Origin of the sequence: Vreelandella vilamensis (assembly GCF_031451755.1) — a bacterium.
GTDB classification, from domain to species: Bacteria; Pseudomonadota; Gammaproteobacteria; order Pseudomonadales; family Halomonadaceae; genus Vreelandella; species Vreelandella vilamensis.
Map to the genome: position 1 here is coordinate 44329 of NZ_JARWAN010000008.1, position 19526 is coordinate 63854.

Annotated in this window: 16 protein-coding genes and 1 riboswitch; of the genes, 10 read left to right on the forward strand and 6 right to left on the reverse strand. The window is 57.7% G+C overall.

The window, feature by feature from the left end; all coding sequences use genetic code 11:
- The first annotated feature begins 71 nt into the window (after positions 1–71).
- From cydD to QC823_RS06770, 6 genes are all read left to right on the forward strand, one after another.
- Entirely contained in the window at positions 72–1790 is a 1719-nt protein-coding gene (cydD, locus tag QC823_RS06745; RefSeq protein WP_309655594.1) for a thiol reductant ABC exporter subunit CydD, read from the forward strand.
- Positions 1777–3468 carry a thiol reductant ABC exporter subunit CydC gene (gene cydC / locus QC823_RS06750; protein ID WP_309655595.1) on the forward strand — a complete coding sequence of 564 codons (1692 nt, stop codon included), beginning with the start codon at positions 1777–1779 and terminating at the stop codon, positions 3466–3468. The genes cydD and cydC overlap by 14 nt, the downstream gene beginning before the upstream one ends.
- A gap of 193 nt (positions 3469–3661) precedes the next feature.
- Positions 3662–5080, forward strand: coding sequence for a cytochrome ubiquinol oxidase subunit I (locus QC823_RS06755; RefSeq protein ID WP_309655596.1), 1419 nt, complete (start codon positions 3662–3664; stop codon positions 5078–5080).
- Positions 5077–6078, forward strand: a complete 1002-nt coding sequence (locus tag QC823_RS06760; protein ID WP_309655597.1) for a cytochrome d ubiquinol oxidase subunit II — start codon at positions 5077–5079, stop codon at positions 6076–6078. The genes QC823_RS06755 and QC823_RS06760 overlap by 4 nt, the downstream gene beginning before the upstream one ends.
- A 185-nt stretch (positions 6079–6263) precedes the next feature.
- Positions 6264–7172, forward strand: coding sequence for an MBL fold metallo-hydrolase (locus QC823_RS06765; protein ID WP_309655598.1), 909 nt, complete (start codon positions 6264–6266; stop codon positions 7170–7172).
- 100 nt (positions 7173–7272) lie between these two features.
- On the forward strand, positions 7273–7710 hold the full coding sequence (locus tag QC823_RS06770) for a protein tyrosine phosphatase family protein (RefSeq protein ID WP_309655599.1): 438 nt from the start codon (positions 7273–7275) through the stop codon (positions 7708–7710).
- Here the strand turns inward: QC823_RS06770 and QC823_RS06775 are convergent.
- The gene (locus QC823_RS06775) at positions 7705–8568 is read right to left on the reverse strand and encodes an alpha/beta hydrolase (protein WP_309655600.1); all 864 of its coding nucleotides are present in this window, start codon (positions 8566–8568) and stop codon (positions 7705–7707) included. The genes QC823_RS06770 and QC823_RS06775 overlap by 6 nt on opposite strands.
- 127 nt (positions 8569–8695) lie before the next feature.
- On the opposite strand from QC823_RS06775, the gene QC823_RS06780 reads away from it, so the two are divergent.
- Positions 8696–8947 (forward strand): hypothetical protein, encoded by a 252-nt coding sequence (locus QC823_RS06780; RefSeq protein WP_309655601.1) that lies wholly within the window; start codon positions 8696–8698, stop codon positions 8945–8947.
- Between the two features lie 70 nt (positions 8948–9017).
- Here QC823_RS06780 and QC823_RS06785 read toward each other — a convergent pair whose 3' ends face one another.
- From QC823_RS06785 to thiC, 5 genes are all read right to left on the reverse strand, one after another.
- Positions 9018–9671: a peroxiredoxin gene (locus tag QC823_RS06785; RefSeq protein WP_309655602.1), complete on the reverse strand. Its 654-nt coding sequence runs from the start codon at positions 9669–9671 to the stop codon at positions 9018–9020.
- Positions 9672–9758: 87 nt separating this feature from the next.
- Complete coding sequence (locus QC823_RS06790; protein ID WP_309655603.1) at positions 9759–10565, reverse strand: ABC transporter substrate-binding protein; 807 nt, start codon at positions 10563–10565, stop codon at positions 9759–9761.
- 43 nt (positions 10566–10608) lie between these two features.
- Positions 10609–11349 (reverse strand): ABC transporter ATP-binding protein, encoded by a 741-nt coding sequence (locus QC823_RS06795; protein ID WP_309655604.1) that lies wholly within the window; start codon positions 11347–11349, stop codon positions 10609–10611.
- Positions 11346–12044: an ABC transporter permease gene (locus tag QC823_RS06800; protein WP_309655605.1), complete on the reverse strand. Its 699-nt coding sequence runs from the start codon at positions 12042–12044 to the stop codon at positions 11346–11348. Before QC823_RS06800 ends, QC823_RS06795 begins: the two co-directional genes overlap by 4 nt.
- A gap of 207 nt (positions 12045–12251) precedes the next feature.
- On the reverse strand, positions 12252–14123 hold the full coding sequence (gene thiC, locus QC823_RS06805; protein WP_309655606.1) for a phosphomethylpyrimidine synthase ThiC: 1872 nt from the start codon (positions 14121–14123) through the stop codon (positions 12252–12254).
- Positions 14124–14194: 71 nt separating this feature from the next.
- A riboswitch (TPP riboswitch) is annotated at positions 14195–14352 on the reverse strand.
- Between the two features lie 216 nt (positions 14353–14568).
- Between thiC and QC823_RS06810 the strand changes: the two genes are divergently transcribed.
- From QC823_RS06810 to fabB, 3 genes are all read left to right on the forward strand, one after another.
- Entirely contained in the window at positions 14569–17574 is a 3006-nt protein-coding gene (locus QC823_RS06810) for an EAL domain-containing protein (RefSeq protein ID WP_309655607.1), read from the forward strand.
- 116 nt (positions 17575–17690) lie between these two features.
- The gene (gene fabA / locus QC823_RS06815; protein WP_309655608.1) at positions 17691–18206 is read left to right on the forward strand and encodes a 3-hydroxyacyl-[acyl-carrier-protein] dehydratase FabA; all 516 of its coding nucleotides are present in this window, start codon (positions 17691–17693) and stop codon (positions 18204–18206) included.
- 12 nt (positions 18207–18218) lie between these two features.
- Positions 18219–19436: a beta-ketoacyl-ACP synthase I gene (gene fabB / locus QC823_RS06820; RefSeq protein WP_309655609.1), complete on the forward strand. Its 1218-nt coding sequence runs from the start codon at positions 18219–18221 to the stop codon at positions 19434–19436.
- Positions 19437–19526 lie beyond the last annotated feature (90 nt).

Consider the following 19526-nt stretch of genomic DNA (forward strand, 5'->3'; position numbering starts at 1 on the left):
ATGACATTACCCGACTGATTTTATCAAGTTTGTGAGTCCACACTTCAGGGGCTCGACGTTAAGGGACTGTCATGGCGGCACCGAGTGCTAAAAGCGACAAAGATGGCAAGAACGCTAAGTCATTGCTCAACCAACTCGCGCGCGAGGAACGACGCCGTTTTGGCGTTGCCGTGGTTAGCGGCCTGCTTGCCGGTACGCTTACGTGGGTGCAAATGGGGCTCTTTGCTTGGTGTGTCACCGCACTGTTGGTCAATTCACAGCCGCTAAGACAGCTAACCCCGCTCTTTGTCTTATGGTTTTTGATTCTGCCGCTACGGGGGCTACTCACCTACGGGCAAGAGACACTGAGCCAGCAAGCATCTCTTGCCATTCGTAAGCGCTTACGTGCGCGGCTTTTAGATCATATGGTCGCCCTTGGGCCAGTGCACCTGTCAGACTATCACTCAGCGTCGCTTTCCTATCAGCTGGTGGAACAAGTGGAGGCACTGGACGGCTACTTTGCCCGCTTTCGGGTTCAACTTTGGCTGGCCACATTGCTGCCGTTAGGCATCTTGTTCATCACCCTGAGCCAGGATTGGCTGGCAGCACTGTTTCTTGCACTTTCAGCGCCGATGATTCCGCTTTTTATGGCACTCGTCGGCATGGGGGCTGAGCGCTTAAACCGTGACCAGTTCGCTGCGGTCGCACGGCTTTCTGGGCACTTTATTGACCGTGTGAGAAGCCTTACCACCTTGCAGCTTTTCGGCCAAACGGCGCAAGCGCGCGCAAGCGTGTGGGCGGCCTCCGAAGGGTACCGCACCCGCAGCATGCGTACGCTGCGCCTTGCGTTTCTCTCCTCAGCGGTATTGGAATTTTTCGCCGCGGTGGCAATTGCCGTCGTGGCAATTTATATCGGTTTTGGGCTTCTGGGCTACATCGACTACGGCCCCTCGGATGAGCTGACGCTGTTCAGTGGCTTGCTAATTCTGTTGCTAGCACCAGAATTTTTTCAGCCATTAAGAAGCCTCGCTCAGCATTATCACGACCGCGCCGCCGCCCTAGGGGCCGCAGACAGTTTGGTCAATTTGCTCGCCGAATCGCCACCGGCCACACGCACCGATCACGCGTCAGCGGTCGCCCCACAAGCACCCAGCACGCTTGTCGCGCTGCAAAACGCTAACGTGACCCACCCGGAACGTGGCGTGGTGCTTGGCCCGGTCTCTCTTGCGCTTTCGCGCGGTGAAACGGTGATCCTCACCGGCGCCTCGGGTAGCGGTAAGTCGACGCTTTTGCAGCTACTTGCCGGTTTTGTTGCCCCCGGCGATGGCGAACGCCTGATAGCGGAAGACTTCCGCTTCGCCTGGATGGATCAACGCCCGCTGCTGATTCAGGGCACGCTAGCGGAAAATCTCCGCCTTGCCGACCCGAACGCCAGCGACGAGGCGCTTTACCAAGCGCTCGCCCAGGCGGAGCTAAGTGATCTCGTCAACGGTTTACCCCAGGGTATCGAAACCTCTATTAGTGAACGCGGCGTGGGGCTTTCCGGCGGGCAAGCGCAGCGGCTGGCACTGGCGCGGGTGTTTCTCTCCCAAGCGCCACTGGTACTCCTCGATGAACCTACCGCGAGTTTGGATGAACACACCGAGCGTGCGGTGATGCAGGGGCTTGAAACGCTCAAGCGCGAAGGCCGCACGCTGGTGATTGCCACTCACCACCCGGCGCTTAAGGCCTTGGCTGATCGTCATTGGCATATCGAACACGGCAGGCTTTACTCGGTTCAAGGAGAGGAGGTGCGCGATGACTCCGCCTGATTCGCTTTTCGCCACGCTACGCCCGTGGCTTTCGGCGCTGGCCAAACGCCGCGCGCGGCTGTGGCTGGGGGCGCTGCTCATGGCGCTCACCTTGCTCTCAGCGCTTGGGCTTCTGGCCGTCTCCGGGTGGTTTATTACCGCCACCGGTATCACTGGGCTATTGCTCGCCGCGGGCGTTGCCGCCAGCCTTGAGGTGTATGTGCCCGGCGGGGCGATTCGTTTTTTTGCCGTCAGCCGCACGGTGACTCGCTACGTCGAGCGCATCTACAACCACGACACGGTGCTGCGCCTGCTGGCAGATTTACGCACCCAACTTTTTGCTGTGCTGGCAGGGCTCGATAGCCGCACGCTAGCCAAACGTCGCGCCAGCGATTGGCTCAACCGTTTAACCGCCGACATTGATACGCTGGATAGCCTTTATCTGCGCCTGCTCGCGCCGCCTGCGGTGGCCTTGGTTGCGATTCTCCTACTCAGCGGTGGTGTCGCGATTTTTGTACCTAACGCCGGTGCCCTACTTGCCGCCGGGCTCCTTCTTGGCTGGCTATGGCTAACGCTGGGTCAGGCGCGGCTGGGCATGGCGGCGAGCGAACGCCACGTTCACCAGCTGGAAGCGCTGCGTAGCCGCACCATTGAGCAGCTTCAGGGGCTGGCGGAGCTAGAAGCGTACGGCAGTTTGGCGGTTCATCGTGCTCGCCTTGATGATATTGAGCTTCGTCTTCAGCATGACCAGCGCACGCTTGGGCGCCTCTCAGCCCTTGGCAACGCGCTTCAGGGGTGGCTCGTCAGCGCCGCCACGCTGGCGACACTTTGGCTTACCGCCCACGCGTGGCAAGCCGGGACCATTAGCGGCCCAGTGATGGTAATGCTCCCGATGGCGGTACTCGCCATGAACGAGGCACTCGGAGCGCTGCCGGCCTCATTCACCTGGCTGGGTGCTACCAAAGGCGCCGCAGCGCGCTTAAACCAGCTTAACGACCAGCAAATTCCGGTGAACGCTGAGGCCACTCAGTCGGTGAGTAGCGCCCAAACGCTGACGCTGGAAAATGTCTCCGTTCACTACCCTGGGGCGCTACAGCCTGCGCTTAAATCGCTCTCGCTGACGCTTACCCCCGGCGATCGCTTGGCCGTCACCGGCGCTTCCGGCGCGGGGAAATCTACCCTGGCTGCCCTGGTTAGCCGCCAGCTATCCCCCACCACCGGGCACATCACACTTGGCGGCGTACCGCTTGGGCAGTGGCCGGACGACACGTTGCGCCAACGCGTTGCCGTGCTTACCCAGCAAACCGAACTGTTGGACGATAGCCTGGCGGCTAACCTGCGCTTGGCTGCCCCCGATGCCGACGATGCCGCTCTGTGGCAGGTACTAAAAAACGTCGACCTGGCCGAATGGGCGAATACCCTACCTCAAGGGTTAAATACACGCGTGGGCGAAGGTGGCCGGCAACTCTCGGGTGGGCAGGCTCGCCGGGTCGCATTGGCCCGGCTTTTCCTGCGAGACCCTGACCTTGTACTGCTCGATGAGCCGTTTGCTGGCGTTGACGAACTTACTGCACAACATTTGTCTAATTTTTTAGATGCTTGGTTAGCGGGGCGCAGTGTGATCTATCTTGTTCATGGCCTTAACGTGAACGCCCCTATGCCGCCGCGTATCACGCATACCTTGGCGTTAGCCGGTTAATTACCCTTTACTGCGACAATACGCCATTGCCAACTGATTAACTTAAGGTTATTGCACGCAAGGTTTTCCTCTACAATAGATTATACGTGATAAGCATATTCCATTAGTAAATAAACTTCGGACGTTACCGCGTCGTTTTGATTGTTAGTGGCGTGCTTATCTCTTCCCCCGCGACGTGCTCTGGGAGGTCATCATGGAGCTTGATCCGCTGTTACTCTCAAGGCTGCAATTTGCCTTTGTGGTTTCTTTTCACGCCATTTTTCCGGTATTCACCATTGGGTTGGCGTCTTATATTGCCGTATTGCACGGCCTTTTCTATAAAACAGAAAACCCGGCCTGGGATCGCTTAGCGCTCTTTTGGACCAAGGTGTTTGCCGTCGTTTTCGGCATGGGCGTGGTCTCAGGGATCGTGATGTCGTTTCAGTTTGGTACTAACTGGAGCAACTTCTCCCAGGCAACATCCAACTTTCTTGGCCCCGTGCTGAGTTACGAAGTGGTGACGGCCTTCTTCCTTGAAGCCGCTTTCCTTGGCGTGCTGCTCTTTGGCCGCCATAAAGTGCCCGAAGGCGTACACCTGTTTGCTGCCATTATGGTGGCCGTGGGCACGTTTATCTCCTCGTTCTGGATTCTTTCCGCCAACAGCTGGATGCAAACACCGGCGGGCTTTGAGGTCATTGACGGTCGTTTCCACATTACGTCTTGGATGGAGGCAATCTTTAATCCCTCATTCTGGTACCGCTTTGTGCACATGGGCATGGCGTCGTTTTTGACCGGCGGTTTTGTCGTGGCGGGGGTCAGTGCTTGGTTCCTCCTGCGCAAGCGCGATGTGGAAGCGAACAAGAAGGCGCTTTCCATGTGCTTGTGGCTGCTGCTATTTCTCGCACCGGCGCAAGCCGTTGTCGGCGACTTCCATGGTTTGAATACGCTGGAGCACCAGCCGACTAAAGTGGCCGCGATGGAAGGTAATTGGGAAACCCAATCCCACGCGCCGCTATTGCTGTTTGCGATACCGGATCAAGACGCGCAAACCAATCGCTTTGAAATCGGTATCCCTAGCATGGCGAGCATTATTCTCAAGCACAGCGCTGACGGTGTCGTGCCGGGTATTACCGAGGCGGCACCTGATGAACAGCCGCCAGTCGCGATTGTGTTTTGGGCGTTCCGCATCATGGTGGCGCTTGGCTTTGCCATGATCGGCGTGGCCATTGCCGGGCTGATACTGCGCCGCCGTGGCCGGGTTTACGAAAATCCGCTGTTCCTGAAAGCGTTGGTGGCCATGATCGTATCGCCCTTCCTGGCAGTGTTAGCGGGCTGGATTGTCACCGAAACTGGCCGTGCGCCGTGGCTGGTATATGGCGTCATGACTCACGCACAAGGCCTTACTCCCTCGCTTACCGGCGGAATGGCGTTGTTCACGCTAATTGGCTATATCACGGTGTATAGCGTGGTGTTCTGTGTAGGTGTCTACTACCTCACCCGCGTTGTGCGCTTTGGCATGCTGGAAGACCCAGAAGAAACGCATGGCGAAGTAGAGCGTCCCAAGCGTCCGCTCTCTGCTGCACACACGCCGTTTGATGACAGCGACAACGACATGCAAGGAGCCCGCTCATGATCGATTCATATTTGCCATTGATTTGGGCCGGCATCATCGGCTTTGGCATCATTATGTACGTGCTGATGGACGGTTTCGACTTAGGCTTAGGAATCTTGTTTCCCTTTGCCCCGGATGACGAAGCTCGCGATGTCATGATGAACTCTGTCGCGCCCGTATGGGACGGCAACGAAACGTGGTTAGTGCTCGGCGGCGCAGGCCTGTTGGGGGCTTTCCCGCTGGTGTATTCGGTGTTTTTGCCTGCCCTTTATATTGGTGTTTTCTTGATGCTGGCAGGGCTTATCTTCCGCGGCATCTCGTTCGAGTTTCGCTTTAAGTCGAGTAAAAATCGCCGCTGGTGGAACCGTGCTTTTTGTTGGGGGTCGGGCGTTGCTGCATTTGCTCAGGGTGCGGTCGTTGGCGCCTACATCCAGGGTTTTGCGGTGGAAGATTTTGTCTACGTTGGCGGCGCGCTCGACTGGCTCACACCGTTTACCGTGCTCACGGGGCTTGGCTTAATGGCCGGCTACGCCCTACTGGGGTCCACCTGGTTGATTCTTAAATCAGAAGGCTATGTCCAGAAGTGGGCATACCGTATTACCCCGAAGTTGCTGCTCGCGGTGCTGGCGGTGTTCGCTATCGTTAGCCTGTGGACTCCGCTGGTAAGCCTTGAGGTCAGGTCGCGCTGGCTGGATCAAATTCACCTTATTTGGATCTTCCCCATCTTGGCACTGGTCTGCGCCGGCATGCTCTATCGAGCTGTAAAGCAGCAACGAGAAGGCCAACCCTTCGTCATGGCATTGGGGCTTTTTATCTTCACCTACTTAGGGCTGGTCGCCAGTAAGTGGCCGGTGATCGTGCCGCCCGACTACACCATCTGGGATGCGTCTTCAGCGCCCGAGTCGCAGCTCTTCTTGCTGATTGGCGTGGTCTTCATCATCCCTATTGTGGTCGCCTACACCGCATGGACTTACTGGGTTTTCCGCGGCAAGGTCAAAGTTGGCGAAGGCTACCATTGAGCCATCTTTAGTATCGATTATCTCCCCTCTGCATATTCCCTATGCAGACTTGGGCGCCCTCGCGGCGCCCCTTTTTTGATAACTCCACACTATTCTAGCGATAGTAAGAGGTGACTTTCTTTATATAACAATATCAGCTATATTTAGAACTATATATCAAATCCTACTCCTTCCAGGAGGCCTAAATGCAAACGTTTGCCCTTTCACGTAGCACAAATGCCAACGCCCCCGATGTCGCCGGTTTTTTTGAGCCGCGCACCTTCAGCGTGCAATACATCGTCAGCGACCCGGCGACGAAGCAGTGCGCGATTATCGATCCTGTGCTTGATTACGACGAGAAATCGGGCGCTACCGCGACCCATCACGCCGATGAGTTGCTTGATTACGTCAAAGAGCAAGGCTTTACGGTACAGTGGATTCTCGATACGCACCCGCATGCCGACCATTTTTCGGCCGCGCACTACCTGAAAGAAAAAACCGGCGCGCCCACGGCGATTGGTGCTTACGTCAAAGACGTTCAACAACTGTGGAAAGGCATTTACCACTGGCCGGACTTCCCCGCTGACGGCCGTCAGTGGGACCACCTCTTTGCCGAGGGCGATACGTTTAAGGTCGGCAATATTGAGGCGCAGGTAATGTTTTCGCCCGGCCACACGCTTGCTTCCATCACCTACGTGATCGGCGAGGCGGCGTTTGTCCACGACACCCTCTTCCAGCCGGATTTTGGCACCGCGCGCGCCGACTTTCCCGGTGGCAGCGCTAAAGCGCTGTGGGATTCGATTCAGGCCATTCTCGCCTTGCCAGATGACACGCGCCTGTTCACCGGCCACGACTACATGCCGAATGGCCGCGAACCACAGTGGGAAAGCACGGTAAAACAGCAGAAAGCAGAGAACCCGCATTTGGCAGGCATCAGTGAGGCAGATTTTATTGCCTTGCGCGACAAGCGCGATAGCGAGTTACCGATGCCCAAGTTGATCCTGCATGCACTGCAGGTTAATACCCGCGGCGGGCGCCTGCCGGAACCAGAAGCCAACGGCAAGCGCTACCTGAAAATCCCATTGGATGCCTTAGAGGGTGCTGCCTGGGATTAATCTGGGGCACAATGCAACGCAGCAAACTAAACTGCCCATGGCGTCACCGGCTCAGGTGGCGTCGTGGGTATTTCACTCAAACGACGATATGGAGGCTGCCGTGAATATTCATGAGCTCGAACCGGGATTTGCCATCAGCGAAGCGATTACGCCTGAGGATCTTGAAGAAGTTGCTCAGCGTGGCTACAAATCCGTTATCTGCAACCGCCGCCCCGGTGAGGCCGAAGACCACCCGGATGATGCACGACTTAGTGAAAAGGCGAAATCATTGGGACTAGAGTGGCGCTGCATTCCTGTCACGCCGGGCGAATACAGCGACGCCGACATTGCCGCCTTTAGTCGCGCGCTGGATGAACTGCCAACGCCGATACTCGCTTTCTGCCGCAGCGGCAAGCGCTCTGTACACTTATGGGCACACGCTAAATGCCAGGGCAAGCGTTGTGATATTCCCGCACTGCTTAATGCCGCCCGCGAAGCCGGCCACGATCTAGAAGATCGTCGTAGCGCGCTAGAAGCCGCTCAGGACACATCATCATAGCGCGTCGCGCAAAAACGCTATCAGTTCGTCACCATGATCGATAAGGCGTTCGCTCAGATCGTGCCCTCCTTCGACCAAGCGCAGAGTGGCATTATCTGCGCTCTCCGCCAGCGCTTGGGCATCGTGAGGCGGGATGACGGTATCGTTTTCCCCATGCACCAAAAGCACCGGACAGTGGATTTTGCCCACTGTATTTACCGGGGCAATGGCGTCGAAATGGTGACCAATCACGCGCTCGACATAGCGCAGCACGTACCACCCCAAGGGGAAAAACGGCACGCCTTTCTCGGCTAACCAGCGGCGCATCATGCCATCGGGGTGGGCAAAACTTGAAACACTCACCACCGTGGCGATATCGTCGCGGCGCGAGGCGGCTAGCAACGTGGCGGCTGCACCTACCGAATGACCGATCAGGGCGGTCGGCCGTGGCGTTTGAGCCTTGTGTAGCCAGGCCAGCGCCGCTTCGATATCCTCGGCAAAACGCGGCATGGAGGAAAACGTATCGCTGTCGCTGTTGCCGTGATTGCGCACGTCAAACAGCAGTACATTCCACCCCGCTTCAAGCAGCAGCGGTGCCAAGACCAAAAGAGTGGCCCGATTGGTTCCCCAACCGTGAGTTATCACAGCATGCCCCTGCGGAGAAGGAGCAGACAACCACCACCCTTCCAAATAACGCCCACGCTGGGTGGGAAAACGCACCGTTTCGCCACGCAATGAGTGGGCGTTAAGCGTTGTTTCCACAGGCTCTCTGGGTGCGGCAAGCTCACGATGCAAGCGGCGATGAAAACGCTTTTGCAGGGTTATCCCCAGCGCCGAGCCACCCGCTAACAATCCTACCGCGTAAAGCCAAATGTTCACCTACCCCTTCTCCTGTTTGACAGCCCGTGTGTCGCCACCACCCCTAATTGCTGCAATGCAGTAAATATGCACTATACTATAAGGCGATTAGCTTAGATATTAAGAACCTCAGTATTAAGGATTTTGTATGTTCATTCGTAAATATCGGCTTGCCTGGCTCCATGGCTTTGTTGATGGTGAACGCGGCAAACGTCACCAGACACTGAAAGGCATTCCAGGCTTTCGCTATACCAATGGCTGGATTGAAGGCCGTGCCAAACGGCTTGGGTATGATTACGGTTTAACCGATGTCACCGAACAAGAGTTAGAAGAAGCTCGCCGTTACTTCAAACCCGAGCCGAGCCACGCCTGGGATAATGCCAACTGGGCCTTACGATAAAAAAAACCACCTCGATATCTCGAGGTGGCTCGTTATTCGTTAAAGGGAAATACTGCCCCCTTTAGGCGACTTATTTTGGCAGCTTGGTCTTACGCAGGTAAGGGAAGATAGTGTCGAATTCACCGTATTTTGCCTTAGCGTCGTCGTCAGACACGCTCGGCGGAATGATGACATCTTGACCAATCGTCCAATCAGCCGGCGTCGCGATGCCGAACTGCGTCGTGGTCTGCAGCGCATCGAGGGCGCGAAGCACTTCAGCAAAGTTACGGCCCACCGACATCGGGTAGGTCATGGAGAGCTTGAGCTGTTTATCCGGGCCGATAATAAACACCGAACGTACCGTGGCGCTATCCGCCGGGGTGCGACCATCGGGCAGGTAGGCTTCTGCCGGCAGCATGTTGAACAGCTTGGAGACCTGCAGGTCTTCATCGGCGATGATGGGGAAGTTCACATCGTTACCGCAGTAGGTTTCGATGTCGTTGATCCAGCGCTTATGCTCTTCGACGCCATCGACCGAGACGCCAATGACTTTGGTGCCGCGTTTTTTCCACTCTTCATCGAGTGTTGCCACGGCGCCGAATTCAGTGGTGCACACCGGCGTGAAGTCTTTCGGGTGGGAGAACAAAATCGCCCAGCTATCCCCGATCCAGTCGTGAAAGCGAATTTTCCCCTGGCTGGTATCGGCTTCAAAATCCGGTACAACTTCGTTGATGCGTAATGACATAATCGGCTCCTGATGTGAGTTGAGTAACGCTTTTATAACATGGGTGCAAATCGATCACATTACAACCGCGACCACCCGTCACGGGGCCTATTGCGCGTTGGGGAAAAACAGCGGCTGGCCTTTGACCTCAAACGCCGCAATCGCCTGCTGCCCCTCATCCGACAGCAACCATTGGTGCCACTGCTCAGCCAAGTCATGCTTTACGTGCGGGTGTTTCTCTTCGGAAAGCAAAAGGCTGCCGTACTGGTTGAACAGCTCGTCGTCGCCTTCAAATAGCAGCGTTAAGTTTTGCGGATTTTCAAACGCGAGCCAAGTGGCACGATCCGCCATCACGTAGGCATCCATGGCCGCGGCGATGTTGAGCGTCGGCCCCATGCCGCTGCCGAGTTCGCGGTACCAATCACCTCCCGGCGCCACCCCCGCGCGCTCCCACAGACGCTGCTCGGCGCGGTGGGTGCCGCTGTCATCGCCGCGCGAGGCAAAAGGCGCTTGAGCCTTCGCGATACTCGCCAACGCTTCGATAGTGCGTTGTGCTTCACTGACCTTCGCCGGGTCATCGCTTGGGCCAATCAACACGAAATCGTTAACCATGACATCGGCACGCTCGCTGGCGTCGCCGTTCTCAATAAAACGCTGCTCGCCGGCAGTATCGTGCACCAGCAGGCTATCGGCATCGCCGCGGCGGGCAATTTCAAACGCTTGCCCGGTACCCACGGCGACCACGCGCACCGCGATACCGGTGGCCTCTTTGAATTGCGGCAAGAGTGCGTCAAAAAGCCCTGAGTTTTCGGTCGAGGTCGTCGACGCCAAGGTAATGTAGTCATCGGCATGAACCTGTGCGGACCCGCCTGCGATCAGGATGCCAACCAGGGCAAATGATAACGTTGTTTTCATCTTGTCGTTCTCCTGTCACGGCGCAAAAACGGTCAGAACACCGTTATTCGATAAGCTCTCCTGCAAGAAACGCCTGGGCCTCTTTTGAAGCAGGCGCCGTAAAAAACACCTCAGCGGGGGTATGTTCGCGCACTTTGCCGCCGGCGAGAAACAGCACATCCCCAGCGAGACGTTTGGCTTGGTGAAGGTCGTGCGTGGTCATCACAATGCGCGTTCCCCGCTGATGAAACTCGCGCACTGCCGCCTCTACGGCTTTAATCGCCGCCGGGTCGAGCGCGGCGGTGGGTTCATCCAGAAACAGCACCTCGGGCTCAAGCACCCAGGCCCGCGCCAGCGCTAGGCGCTGCTGCTCGCCGCCGGAGAGCACGCGCGCAGGCGTATCCGCGCAGGCGGTGAGACCAAAGCGCGCCAAGGCCTCAAACGCAAGCGGCTTGCAGGCCTTGCGTGGGGTGTGATTCACCGCCAAGGCATGCGTGAGATTGGCCAAGGCCGAGCGGCGCAACAACACCGGTTTTTGAAACACCATCGCCTGGCGCGGCGCTGGCCCGTCCCACGTCACTTGCCCTTGCGTCGGTGACAGCAAGCCATGCGCCAAGCGCAACAACAGGCTTTTTCCCGCGCCGTTCGCGCCCATCACCAGGGTTGGGCCGGCGCCTGCCAGGGTAAACGAACACGGCCCCAATAGCGGTTTACCCTGGTGGCTAAACGTGACGTCATCGAAGCCTAGCGCTGGTGGCGCCAATAGCGTGGTCGCGGCAGTGAGCGATGTATTAAATGAAGTCATTCCATCCGCCTTTTAGCCAGCTCACCCACCACATAAGCGCCAGCGTTAATCAGCATCACCAGCGTTAGCAGTACAATCCCCAACCCCAACGCCAAGGGTAAGTTGCCCTTACTGGTTTCCAGCACGATGGCGGTGGTCATCACCCGGGTAACGCCCTCAATGTTGCCGCCCACCATCATTACCGCCCCCACCTCGGCGCTGGCACGGCCAAAGCCGGCAAGCAGCACGGTCAAAAGCGCAAAGCGGGCATCCCATAAAAGGGTCGGCATCATGCGCGCGCGCGACATGCCCAGCGACATAAACTGCTCACGGTACTCGCCCAGAAGCTCTTCTACCTTCTGGCGCGAGAGCGCGGCCAGAATTGGCAGCACCAGCACCACCTGCGCCATCACCATGGCCGATGGCGTAAACAGAAGCCCCCACTCGCCCAGCGGCCCAGCGCGTGAGAGCAGCAAATAAACGGATAGCCCCGCCACAACCGGTGGCAGCCCCATTAGTGCGTTGAGCGCCACGACGACCGCACCGCGCCCAGGAAAGCGCCACAGCGCCACCGCCGCCCCTAAAGGAAACCCGAGCACAGCGGCGACGAGAACCGCTAACAACGACACCTTAAGCGATAGGGCGACGATCTGAAATAGCGTGGCGTCTAGGTTCAGCAGTAGTGATAGCGCCACATAAAACGCATTGTTTTCCACGGCCGCGCCTCCTTATACCTCTTTATACAGCTCGGCGTTTTTATGGTATGGCCGGGCAAGTGTTGAGAAAGCGATGGCGATGACTCGTAAAACCCTCTTTCGCGGAGACAATGAGAATACGTCAAACTATCACAAACGCACAGAGGAGCGGCCCCATGAAAACCCGATTAGCGCGCTAGGTGGCGTGGGGTATAACGCTTAAGCGCGCTACACCGGCTTATAAAGCTCGGCGCCTTCGCGGCGAAACTTCTCCGCTTGCTCTTCCATCCCGCGGTCGCGGTAGGTGTCGCGCACTTCCTGACTAATTTTCATCGAGCAGAACTTGGGCCCGCACATGGAGCAAAAGTGCGCCACCTTAGCGGAGTCCTTGGGCAAGGTCTCGTCGTGGTATTCCCGCGCGGTGTCGGGGTCGAGGCCTAAGTTGAACTGGTCTTCCCAGCGGAACTCAAAACGCGCCTTGGAGAGCGCATTGTCGCGTCGCTGGGCGGCCGGGTGGCCCTTGGCGAGATCCGCGGCGTGGGCGGCGATCTTGTAGGTAATGATGCCGGTCTTAACATCGTCTTTATTGGGCAGGCCCAAGTGCTCTTTGGGCGTGACGTAACAGAGCATGGCACAGCCGTACCAGCCGATCATCGCCGCCCCGATGCCGGAGGTAATGTGATCGTAACCCGGCGCGATGTCGGTGGTCAGCGGCCCAAGCGTATAGAAAGGCGCCTCGTCGCACTCGGCAAGCTGTTTGTCCATGTTTTCCTTGATCAGGTGCATGGGCACGTGGCCGGGGCCTTCGATCATCACCTGGACATCGTGCTTCCAGGCGATCTTGGTCAGCTCCCCTAGGGTTTCCAATTCGGCGAACTGGGCGGCATCGTTGGCATCGGCAATGGAGCCCGGCCGCAAGCCATCCCCCAGCGAGAACGCTACGTCGTACTGCTTGCAGATCTCGCAGATGTCTTCGAAGTGGGTATAGAGAAAACTTTCCTGGTGATGGTAGAGGCACCACTTGGCCATGATCGAGCCACCGCGGCTGACGATGCCGGTGACGCGGTTGGCGGTCAGCGGTACGTAGCGCAACAACACGCCGGCATGGATAGTGAAGTAGTCCACGCCTTGCTCGGCCTGCTCGATCAGGGTGTCGCGGAACACCTCCCAGGTGAGGTTCTCGGCAATGCCGTTGACCTTCTCCAACGCTTGATAAATGGGCACGGTACCGATGGGGACCGGAGCGTTGCGGATGATCCACTCGCGGGTCTCGTGGATGTTCTGCCCGGTGGAGAGGTCCATGATGGTATCCGCGCCCCAGCGGATGCCCCAGGTCATTTTGTCGACTTCCTCTTCAATCGAAGACGTCACCGCCGAGTTGCCCAGGTTGCCGTTGATTTTCACCAGGAAGTTGCGCCCGATGATCATCGGCTCGGACTCCGGATGATTGATGTTGCACGGGATGATCGCCCGACCGGCGGCGACTTCATCGCGCACGAATTCCGGCGTAATTTCCTCGGGAAGCCGAGCACCAAACCCCTGCCCCGGATGCTGATGGCCGAGAATGCGCTCGACTTCCGCCGTGCCCGCGTACTTGGCAGAGAGCGCTTGGCGACGCTGGTTCTCGCGGATGGCGATGAACTCCATCTCCGGCGTGATGATGCCTTGGCGCGCGTAGTGCAGTTGAGTGACGTTTTTTCCGTCTCTGGCGCGCCGAGGCGTGCGTTTTAGCTCGAAGCGCAGCTGGGCCAGCATGGGGTCGCTTGCGCGGCGTTTACCATACTCGGAGGTGGGGCCAGCGAGGAACTCGGTATCGTCGCGGGCCTCGATCCAGCCACGGCGCAGCTCGGGAAGGCCCTTTCTCAAATCGATTTCGGCGTTCGGGTCGGTATAGGGGCCGGAGGTGTCGTAGACCAGCAGCGGCGGATTTTCTTCGTCGATGCCCGAGGTCTTGGTGGGCGAAAGCGATATTTCGCGAAAAGGCACGCGGATATCCGCGCGTGTTCCTTCAACGTAGACCTTGCGCGAGCCGGGCAGCGGCTGGACGCTGGCGGCGTCGACCTGGGCGGTCTCGGCGAGAAAATGTTGTGTCTTGCTCATGTGGAATGCTCCCGTGGTGGTGGCCAGGGAGGCGAAGGGACTGGCAAAAAATTTAAGAGTGCGCGGGAAGGCGCGTGCCAGTGCTTGATCCCTACGCCGGTACCCTTTCTGGCATAGCGCCAGAAAATTAGCCGGATCAGGTTCAACGGGACCAGCGCTTGGCGAATCGTTCATCAACGAAAGCCCTGCGCCATCTCAGCCGGATTCACCGGCACCCCGTCAAGCGAGTTCAATGATTTTAGGGAACACTAACCCCTTGCGCAATGTTCTTTAGCAATACTCATTAGCGATACCCATTAGCAATACGCTTTAACGCTTAGGTAACGCATCGAAAAACGTAGACGAAAAGTTGATCCAGGTTCTAGACCTAAGCCAAAAGTTACGCGAGGCTACTGAATGCCATCAATCTAATGGCGGCACCATCATCACCAAGAGGGGCTTTCGCGTGGCTGAAAGCAAGGACTGCACCGCAAAATCGTTTTGCTTGCGCTGGCTTACCGCCGGATTTATCGGCTGGCTGATCACCTTCCCGGCTCACGCCATTGAGCCCGGCATTCAGTTAAGCGACGCCGAAAAAGCCTATTTGGAAGCAAACGAGCCCATCGTTTTTGTCAGCCAACGCGCCTACCCGCCGTTTGAGTTTGTCGATGATGATGGCGAGCGCCAAGGCATGATGGTGGAGCTTGCGCATTGGATCGCCACCGAAGCCGGCTTTCACGCTCAGTTTGTCAACACTGACTTCAGCACCGCCCAAGCCCAGATTCAAAACGGCGACGCCGACGTACTTACCAGCTTTTTCTACAGCAAAAGCCGTGACCAACATTTTGATTTCACGCAAACGATTTTCGAGGTGCCAGCGGCGATTTTTGTGCGCGCGGATCGCCCCGATATGGCACGGCTTTTAGACCTCGACGGGCGCCGGGTGGCCACCCAACGCGACGACTACGCCGAAGAGTATCTGGAAGAGAGCGATATCGAGGTCGAGCTTGTCTCCACCCGTAACTTTGCCGATGCCGCCCAGGCGGTGATTAATGGCGAGGCTGATGCCATGATCGGCGACGAGCAAATCGTGCTCTACCATCTTTACCGTGAAGGGCTAAACGATGAGATGAAGCGGGTGGGCGAGCCGCTCTATACCGGTTTGAACGCCATGGCGGTGATCGACGGCAATCAACCGCTGCAGAGCATCCTTAACAAAGGCATCGACCAGGCCCGGGCACAAGGCACGCTGGATCGGCTCAATGAAAAGTGGCTTGGTCAGGTGCTACCTTCTGCACGCATCAACTGGCGCGACTATTGGCCCCATGCGCTGATTGTCATCGTTGCCGCGCTCTGGGTGATCGCCTGGAACCTGCGCTTGCGCCAACTCGTGCGCCGCAAAACCCGTGAGCTTCGCCACAACCAAAAACGCTTGACGGAAATACTGCACGCCACCCGCACGGCCACCTGGGAGCTGGACGTCGCCAGCGGGCAGTTGCGCGTTAACGACTGCTGGGCGGAGATACTGGGTTACGCCCCCGAAGAGCTCACCCTCTCTAGCGTTGCGCAGTGGCGGCGCTGGGTCCACCCAGATGACCTTGAGGAGGCAGAACAAGCGCTAAATAACCACTTACGCGGCCACACCGCTAGCTACTCTTGCGAGTTCCGCCTACGCCATCGCGATGGTCATTGGCTGTGGGTACTGGATCGCGGCAAGGTCACAAGCCGCAATGCCCAGGGCCAAGCCTTGAAAGCCTCCGGCACACGCATTGATATCAGCACCGAGCGCCACGCCGAGTCAGACCTGCGCTTGGCCGCCAGCGTATTTCACAACGCCCACGACGCCATCCTGCTCGCCGATAGCGAAGGGATGATCCTGAATGCCAACGCGGCGTTTACGCTTATCTCCGGGATAGGGGCCGAGGAAGTTCTTCACACTCGCGCGACGCTACTCGACCACTTAAGCGACGGGCAGGAAGTGTGGCAGGGCGAGGTGACGCAAACGCGCAAAAGCGGCGAGCACTACCCCACCCTTGTGACCATTTCACGCGTGGATAACAGAGCTGACCGCAGTGCGCACTATGTCATTGTCTTTACCGATATTTCCCGCCAAAAAGAGTACGAAAACCGACTGGAGCATCTCGCTTACTTTGATTGCCTGACCGACCTTCCCAACCGTGAGCGCTTAACCCAGCATCTCGCCCAAGCCATGGCGAATGCCCGCCGTCACGGCCATCGTGTGGTGCTTGCCTACCTTGATCTTGACGGTTTCAAAGAAATTAATGATACCTACGGTCACCCTCTCGGCGACCAGGTATTGAAAGTGATCGCTGAGCGGCTGCGCGGCACGGTAGACGGCGATACCGTCGCGCGTCTTGGCGGCGATGAGTTCGTCATCATGCTGCTGCACCAGCACAGCGACGACGCCATGCAGCGCGTCATCACGACCCTTATTCAGCGCGTTAATCAACCAATGTGGCTCGCCGGTCATGAACTTCGCGTGTCCGCCAGTGTTGGCGTTGCTTACTACGTTGGCCAACCAAACGAGGATCACGATGATATCGAGCCGGATCAGTTTATTCGCCAAGCCGACCACGCCATGTATCAGGCTAAACAGCTAGGCAAAAACCGTTACCACATTTTTGATTCCGCGCACGAACGTGCCGTACGCGGCCATCATCAAAGCATCGCCCGGATGCAACAAGCACTGGATAACGATGAGTTCGTCCTTTTCTATCAACCCAAAATTAATATGCAGACCGGTGAGGTCATTGGCGTCGAAGCGCTGATTCGCTGGCAGCATCCCGATAAAGGCCTGCTACCACCGGCCGCGTTTTTGTCTGACTTACAACAGCACTCGCTCGCGATCGCCGTGGGCGAATGGGTGGTAAACACGGCGATCGCGCAGTTTTGCGCCTGGCAAGCGCGCGGCGTGCACTTGCCGGTCAGCATCAACATCGATGGCATTCACCTGCAGCACCCAGGCTTCGCCGACTGGCTGCAACAAACGCTTTCACGCTACCCTCAGGTGAAGCCAGGCGATATCGAAATCGAAGTATTAGAGAGTAGCGCCTTAGACGACATTCACTGCGTGGCGGAGATTATGCGACACTGTCAACGGCTGGGCGCCCACTTCGCGTTGGACGACTTCGGCACTGGCTATGCCTCGCTCGCTTATCTGCGTTATCTACCTGTCGGTCAGCTTAAAATCGACCGCAGCTTCGTCTTCAATATGCTCGACAACGAAGAGGATCTGGTCATGCTCAAAGGCGTGCTCAGCCTCGCCAAAGCGTTTCAGCGGCGCGTGATTGCCGAAGGGGTGGAAACCTACGCCCATGCGCGGGCACTACTGGCTCTCGGCTGCGAGTACGGCCAAGGTTATGCCTTTGCGCGCCCCATGCCGGCAAGCGAAATACTGCCATGGGTCGAACGTTTCGTGCTGCCTGACGCCACCATAACCCCCGAACAGTAAGCCTCGCATGCACGATGCCATTCAAGCGCAAAGGGAAAGAGTACGGCGCTACGTGCATTCGCTCGCTTCGGGAAGTAGACTAGGCCCACAATCATCTCGACACTCGGAACGACTCAGTGACCAAGCAACACTCTTTTGATCGCGACGAACTGCTGGCCTGCTCGCGCGGCGAGCTTTTTGGCCCCGGAAACGCCCAGCTTCCGGCTCCCAATATGTTGATGCTCGACCGCATTACGGCTATTACGGAAGATGGCGGAGAGCACGATAAGGGCGAGCTGATCGCCGAGCTGGACATCACCCCCGACCTGTGGTTTTTTGACTGCCACTTCCCTGGCGACCCCGTCATGCCCGGCTGCCTGGGATTAGATGCCATGTGGCAGCTCGTTGGCTTCTACCTTGGCTGGCTTGGCCACCCCGGCCGTGGCCGTGCGCTCGGCTGCGGCGATGTGAAGTTTTCCGGCCAAATTTTGCCCGATGCGCAAAAAGTCACTTACCGCATCAACGTCAAGCGTATTATTACCCGACGCCTAATTTTAGGCATCGCCGACGGCACCGTTGCTGTCGACGGGCGTGATATTTACCAGGCAAACGACTTGCGCGTTGGCCTATTTACCTCCACTGCGAATTTTTAACAGGAGGCTCCCATGCGACGAGTGGTAGTCACCGGCCTAGGCATCGTTTCTTGCTTGGGCAACGACCAGCAACAGGTGCTAGAGGCGCTTAAACAAGGGCGCAGCGGCATTCGTTTTAAAGACGACTATGTCGAACGTGGTTTTAGAAGCCACGTCGCCGGTAGCGTGGATATTGACCTTGAAGCGCTCATCGACCGCAAGCTGTTGCGCTTTATGGGTGACGCAGCGGCCTACGCCTATGTTTCCATGGCTCAAGCCATTGAAGACGCTGGTTTAACGGCTGAACACGTATCCAACGAGCGTACGGGCCTGATCGCTGGCTCCGGGGGGGCGTCAAGCGCCAACCAAGTGGAAGCCGCCGACGTACTGCGCGAGAAAGGCTTGCGTCGTGTTGGCCCTTACCGCGTTACGCGTACCATGGGCAGCACCGTGTCGGCTTGCCTGGCCACGCCGTTTCAAATCAAAGGCGTGAACTACTCGATCTCGTCGGCCTGCGCGACCTCGGCACACTGCATCGGCAGCGCCATGGAACAGATCCAGATGGGCAAGCAGGATGTGGTCTTTGCCGGCGGCGGTGAAGAAGAACACTGGACGCTGTCGTGCCTTTTCGACGCCATGGGTGCGCTCTCGACCCACTACAATGACACGCCAGAAAAAGCCTCGCGCCCCTACGATCAGGCTCGCGACGGCTTTGTCATTGCCGGCGGTGGCGGCATGCTGGTGCTCGAAGAGCTTGAGCATGCTAAAGCCCGCGGCGCCAAAATTTACGGCGAGCTAGTCGGTTACGGGGCCACCTCAGATGGCCACGATATGGTCGCGCCCTCCGGCGAAGGCGCAATGCGCTGCATGCGCCAAGCGATGGCCACGGTTGACGGCGATATCGACTACATCAATACCCACGGCACCTCCACGCCTGTCGGCGATGTCGCCGAGCTCAAAGCCGTACGTGAGGTCTTTGGCAACACCACGCCCGCGATGAGCTCGACCAAATCGCTTACCGGCCACTCTCTGGGCGCCACCGGTGTGCAGGAAGCGATTTACTCGCTGCTGATGATGAAAAATGACTTTGTCGCCGCCTCTGCCAATATCGAAAACCTCGATGAGCAGGCTGACGGCTTTGACATCGTGACTCAGCGCCGCGATGGCGTGACGTTAAACCGGATACTATCGAACAGTTTCGGGTTTGGCGGCACCAACGCTTGCTTGGTGTTCCAGCGCCACGTCGACTAACCGCCAAGCGCGACGAACCCAGTACGATAAAAACCAGCACGATAAAAACAGCGCCGCTGCAGATGCAGCCGCGCTGTTTTTTTTATCCTG

Coding starts and splice junctions, on each gene's coding strand:
- QC823_RS06780 (WP_309655601.1), top strand. CDS start 8,696: ATGTTCATTCGTAAATATCGGCTTGCCTGGCTCCATGGCTTTGTTGAT.
- cydC (WP_309655595.1), top strand. CDS start 1,777: ATGACTCCGCCTGATTCGCTTTTCGCCACGCTACGCCCGTGGCTTTCG.
- QC823_RS06785 (WP_309655602.1), bottom strand. CDS start 9,671: ATGTCATTACGCATCAACGAAGTTGTACCGGATTTTGAAGCCGATACC.
- QC823_RS06755 (WP_309655596.1), top strand. CDS start 3,662: ATGGAGCTTGATCCGCTGTTACTCTCAAGGCTGCAATTTGCCTTTGTG.
- QC823_RS06760 (WP_309655597.1), top strand. CDS start 5,077: ATGATCGATTCATATTTGCCATTGATTTGGGCCGGCATCATCGGCTTT.
- thiC (WP_309655606.1), bottom strand. CDS start 14,123: ATGAGCAAGACACAACATTTTCTCGCCGAGACCGCCCAGGTCGACGCC.
- QC823_RS06765 (WP_309655598.1), top strand. CDS start 6,264: ATGCAAACGTTTGCCCTTTCACGTAGCACAAATGCCAACGCCCCCGAT.
- QC823_RS06790 (WP_309655603.1), bottom strand. CDS start 10,565: ATGAAAACAACGTTATCATTTGCCCTGGTTGGCATCCTGATCGCAGGC.
- QC823_RS06795 (WP_309655604.1), bottom strand. CDS start 11,349: ATGACTTCATTTAATACATCGCTCACTGCCGCGACCACGCTATTGGCG.
- cydD (WP_309655594.1), top strand. CDS start 72: ATGGCGGCACCGAGTGCTAAAAGCGACAAAGATGGCAAGAACGCTAAG.
- fabB (WP_309655609.1), top strand. CDS start 18,219: ATGCGACGAGTGGTAGTCACCGGCCTAGGCATCGTTTCTTGCTTGGGC.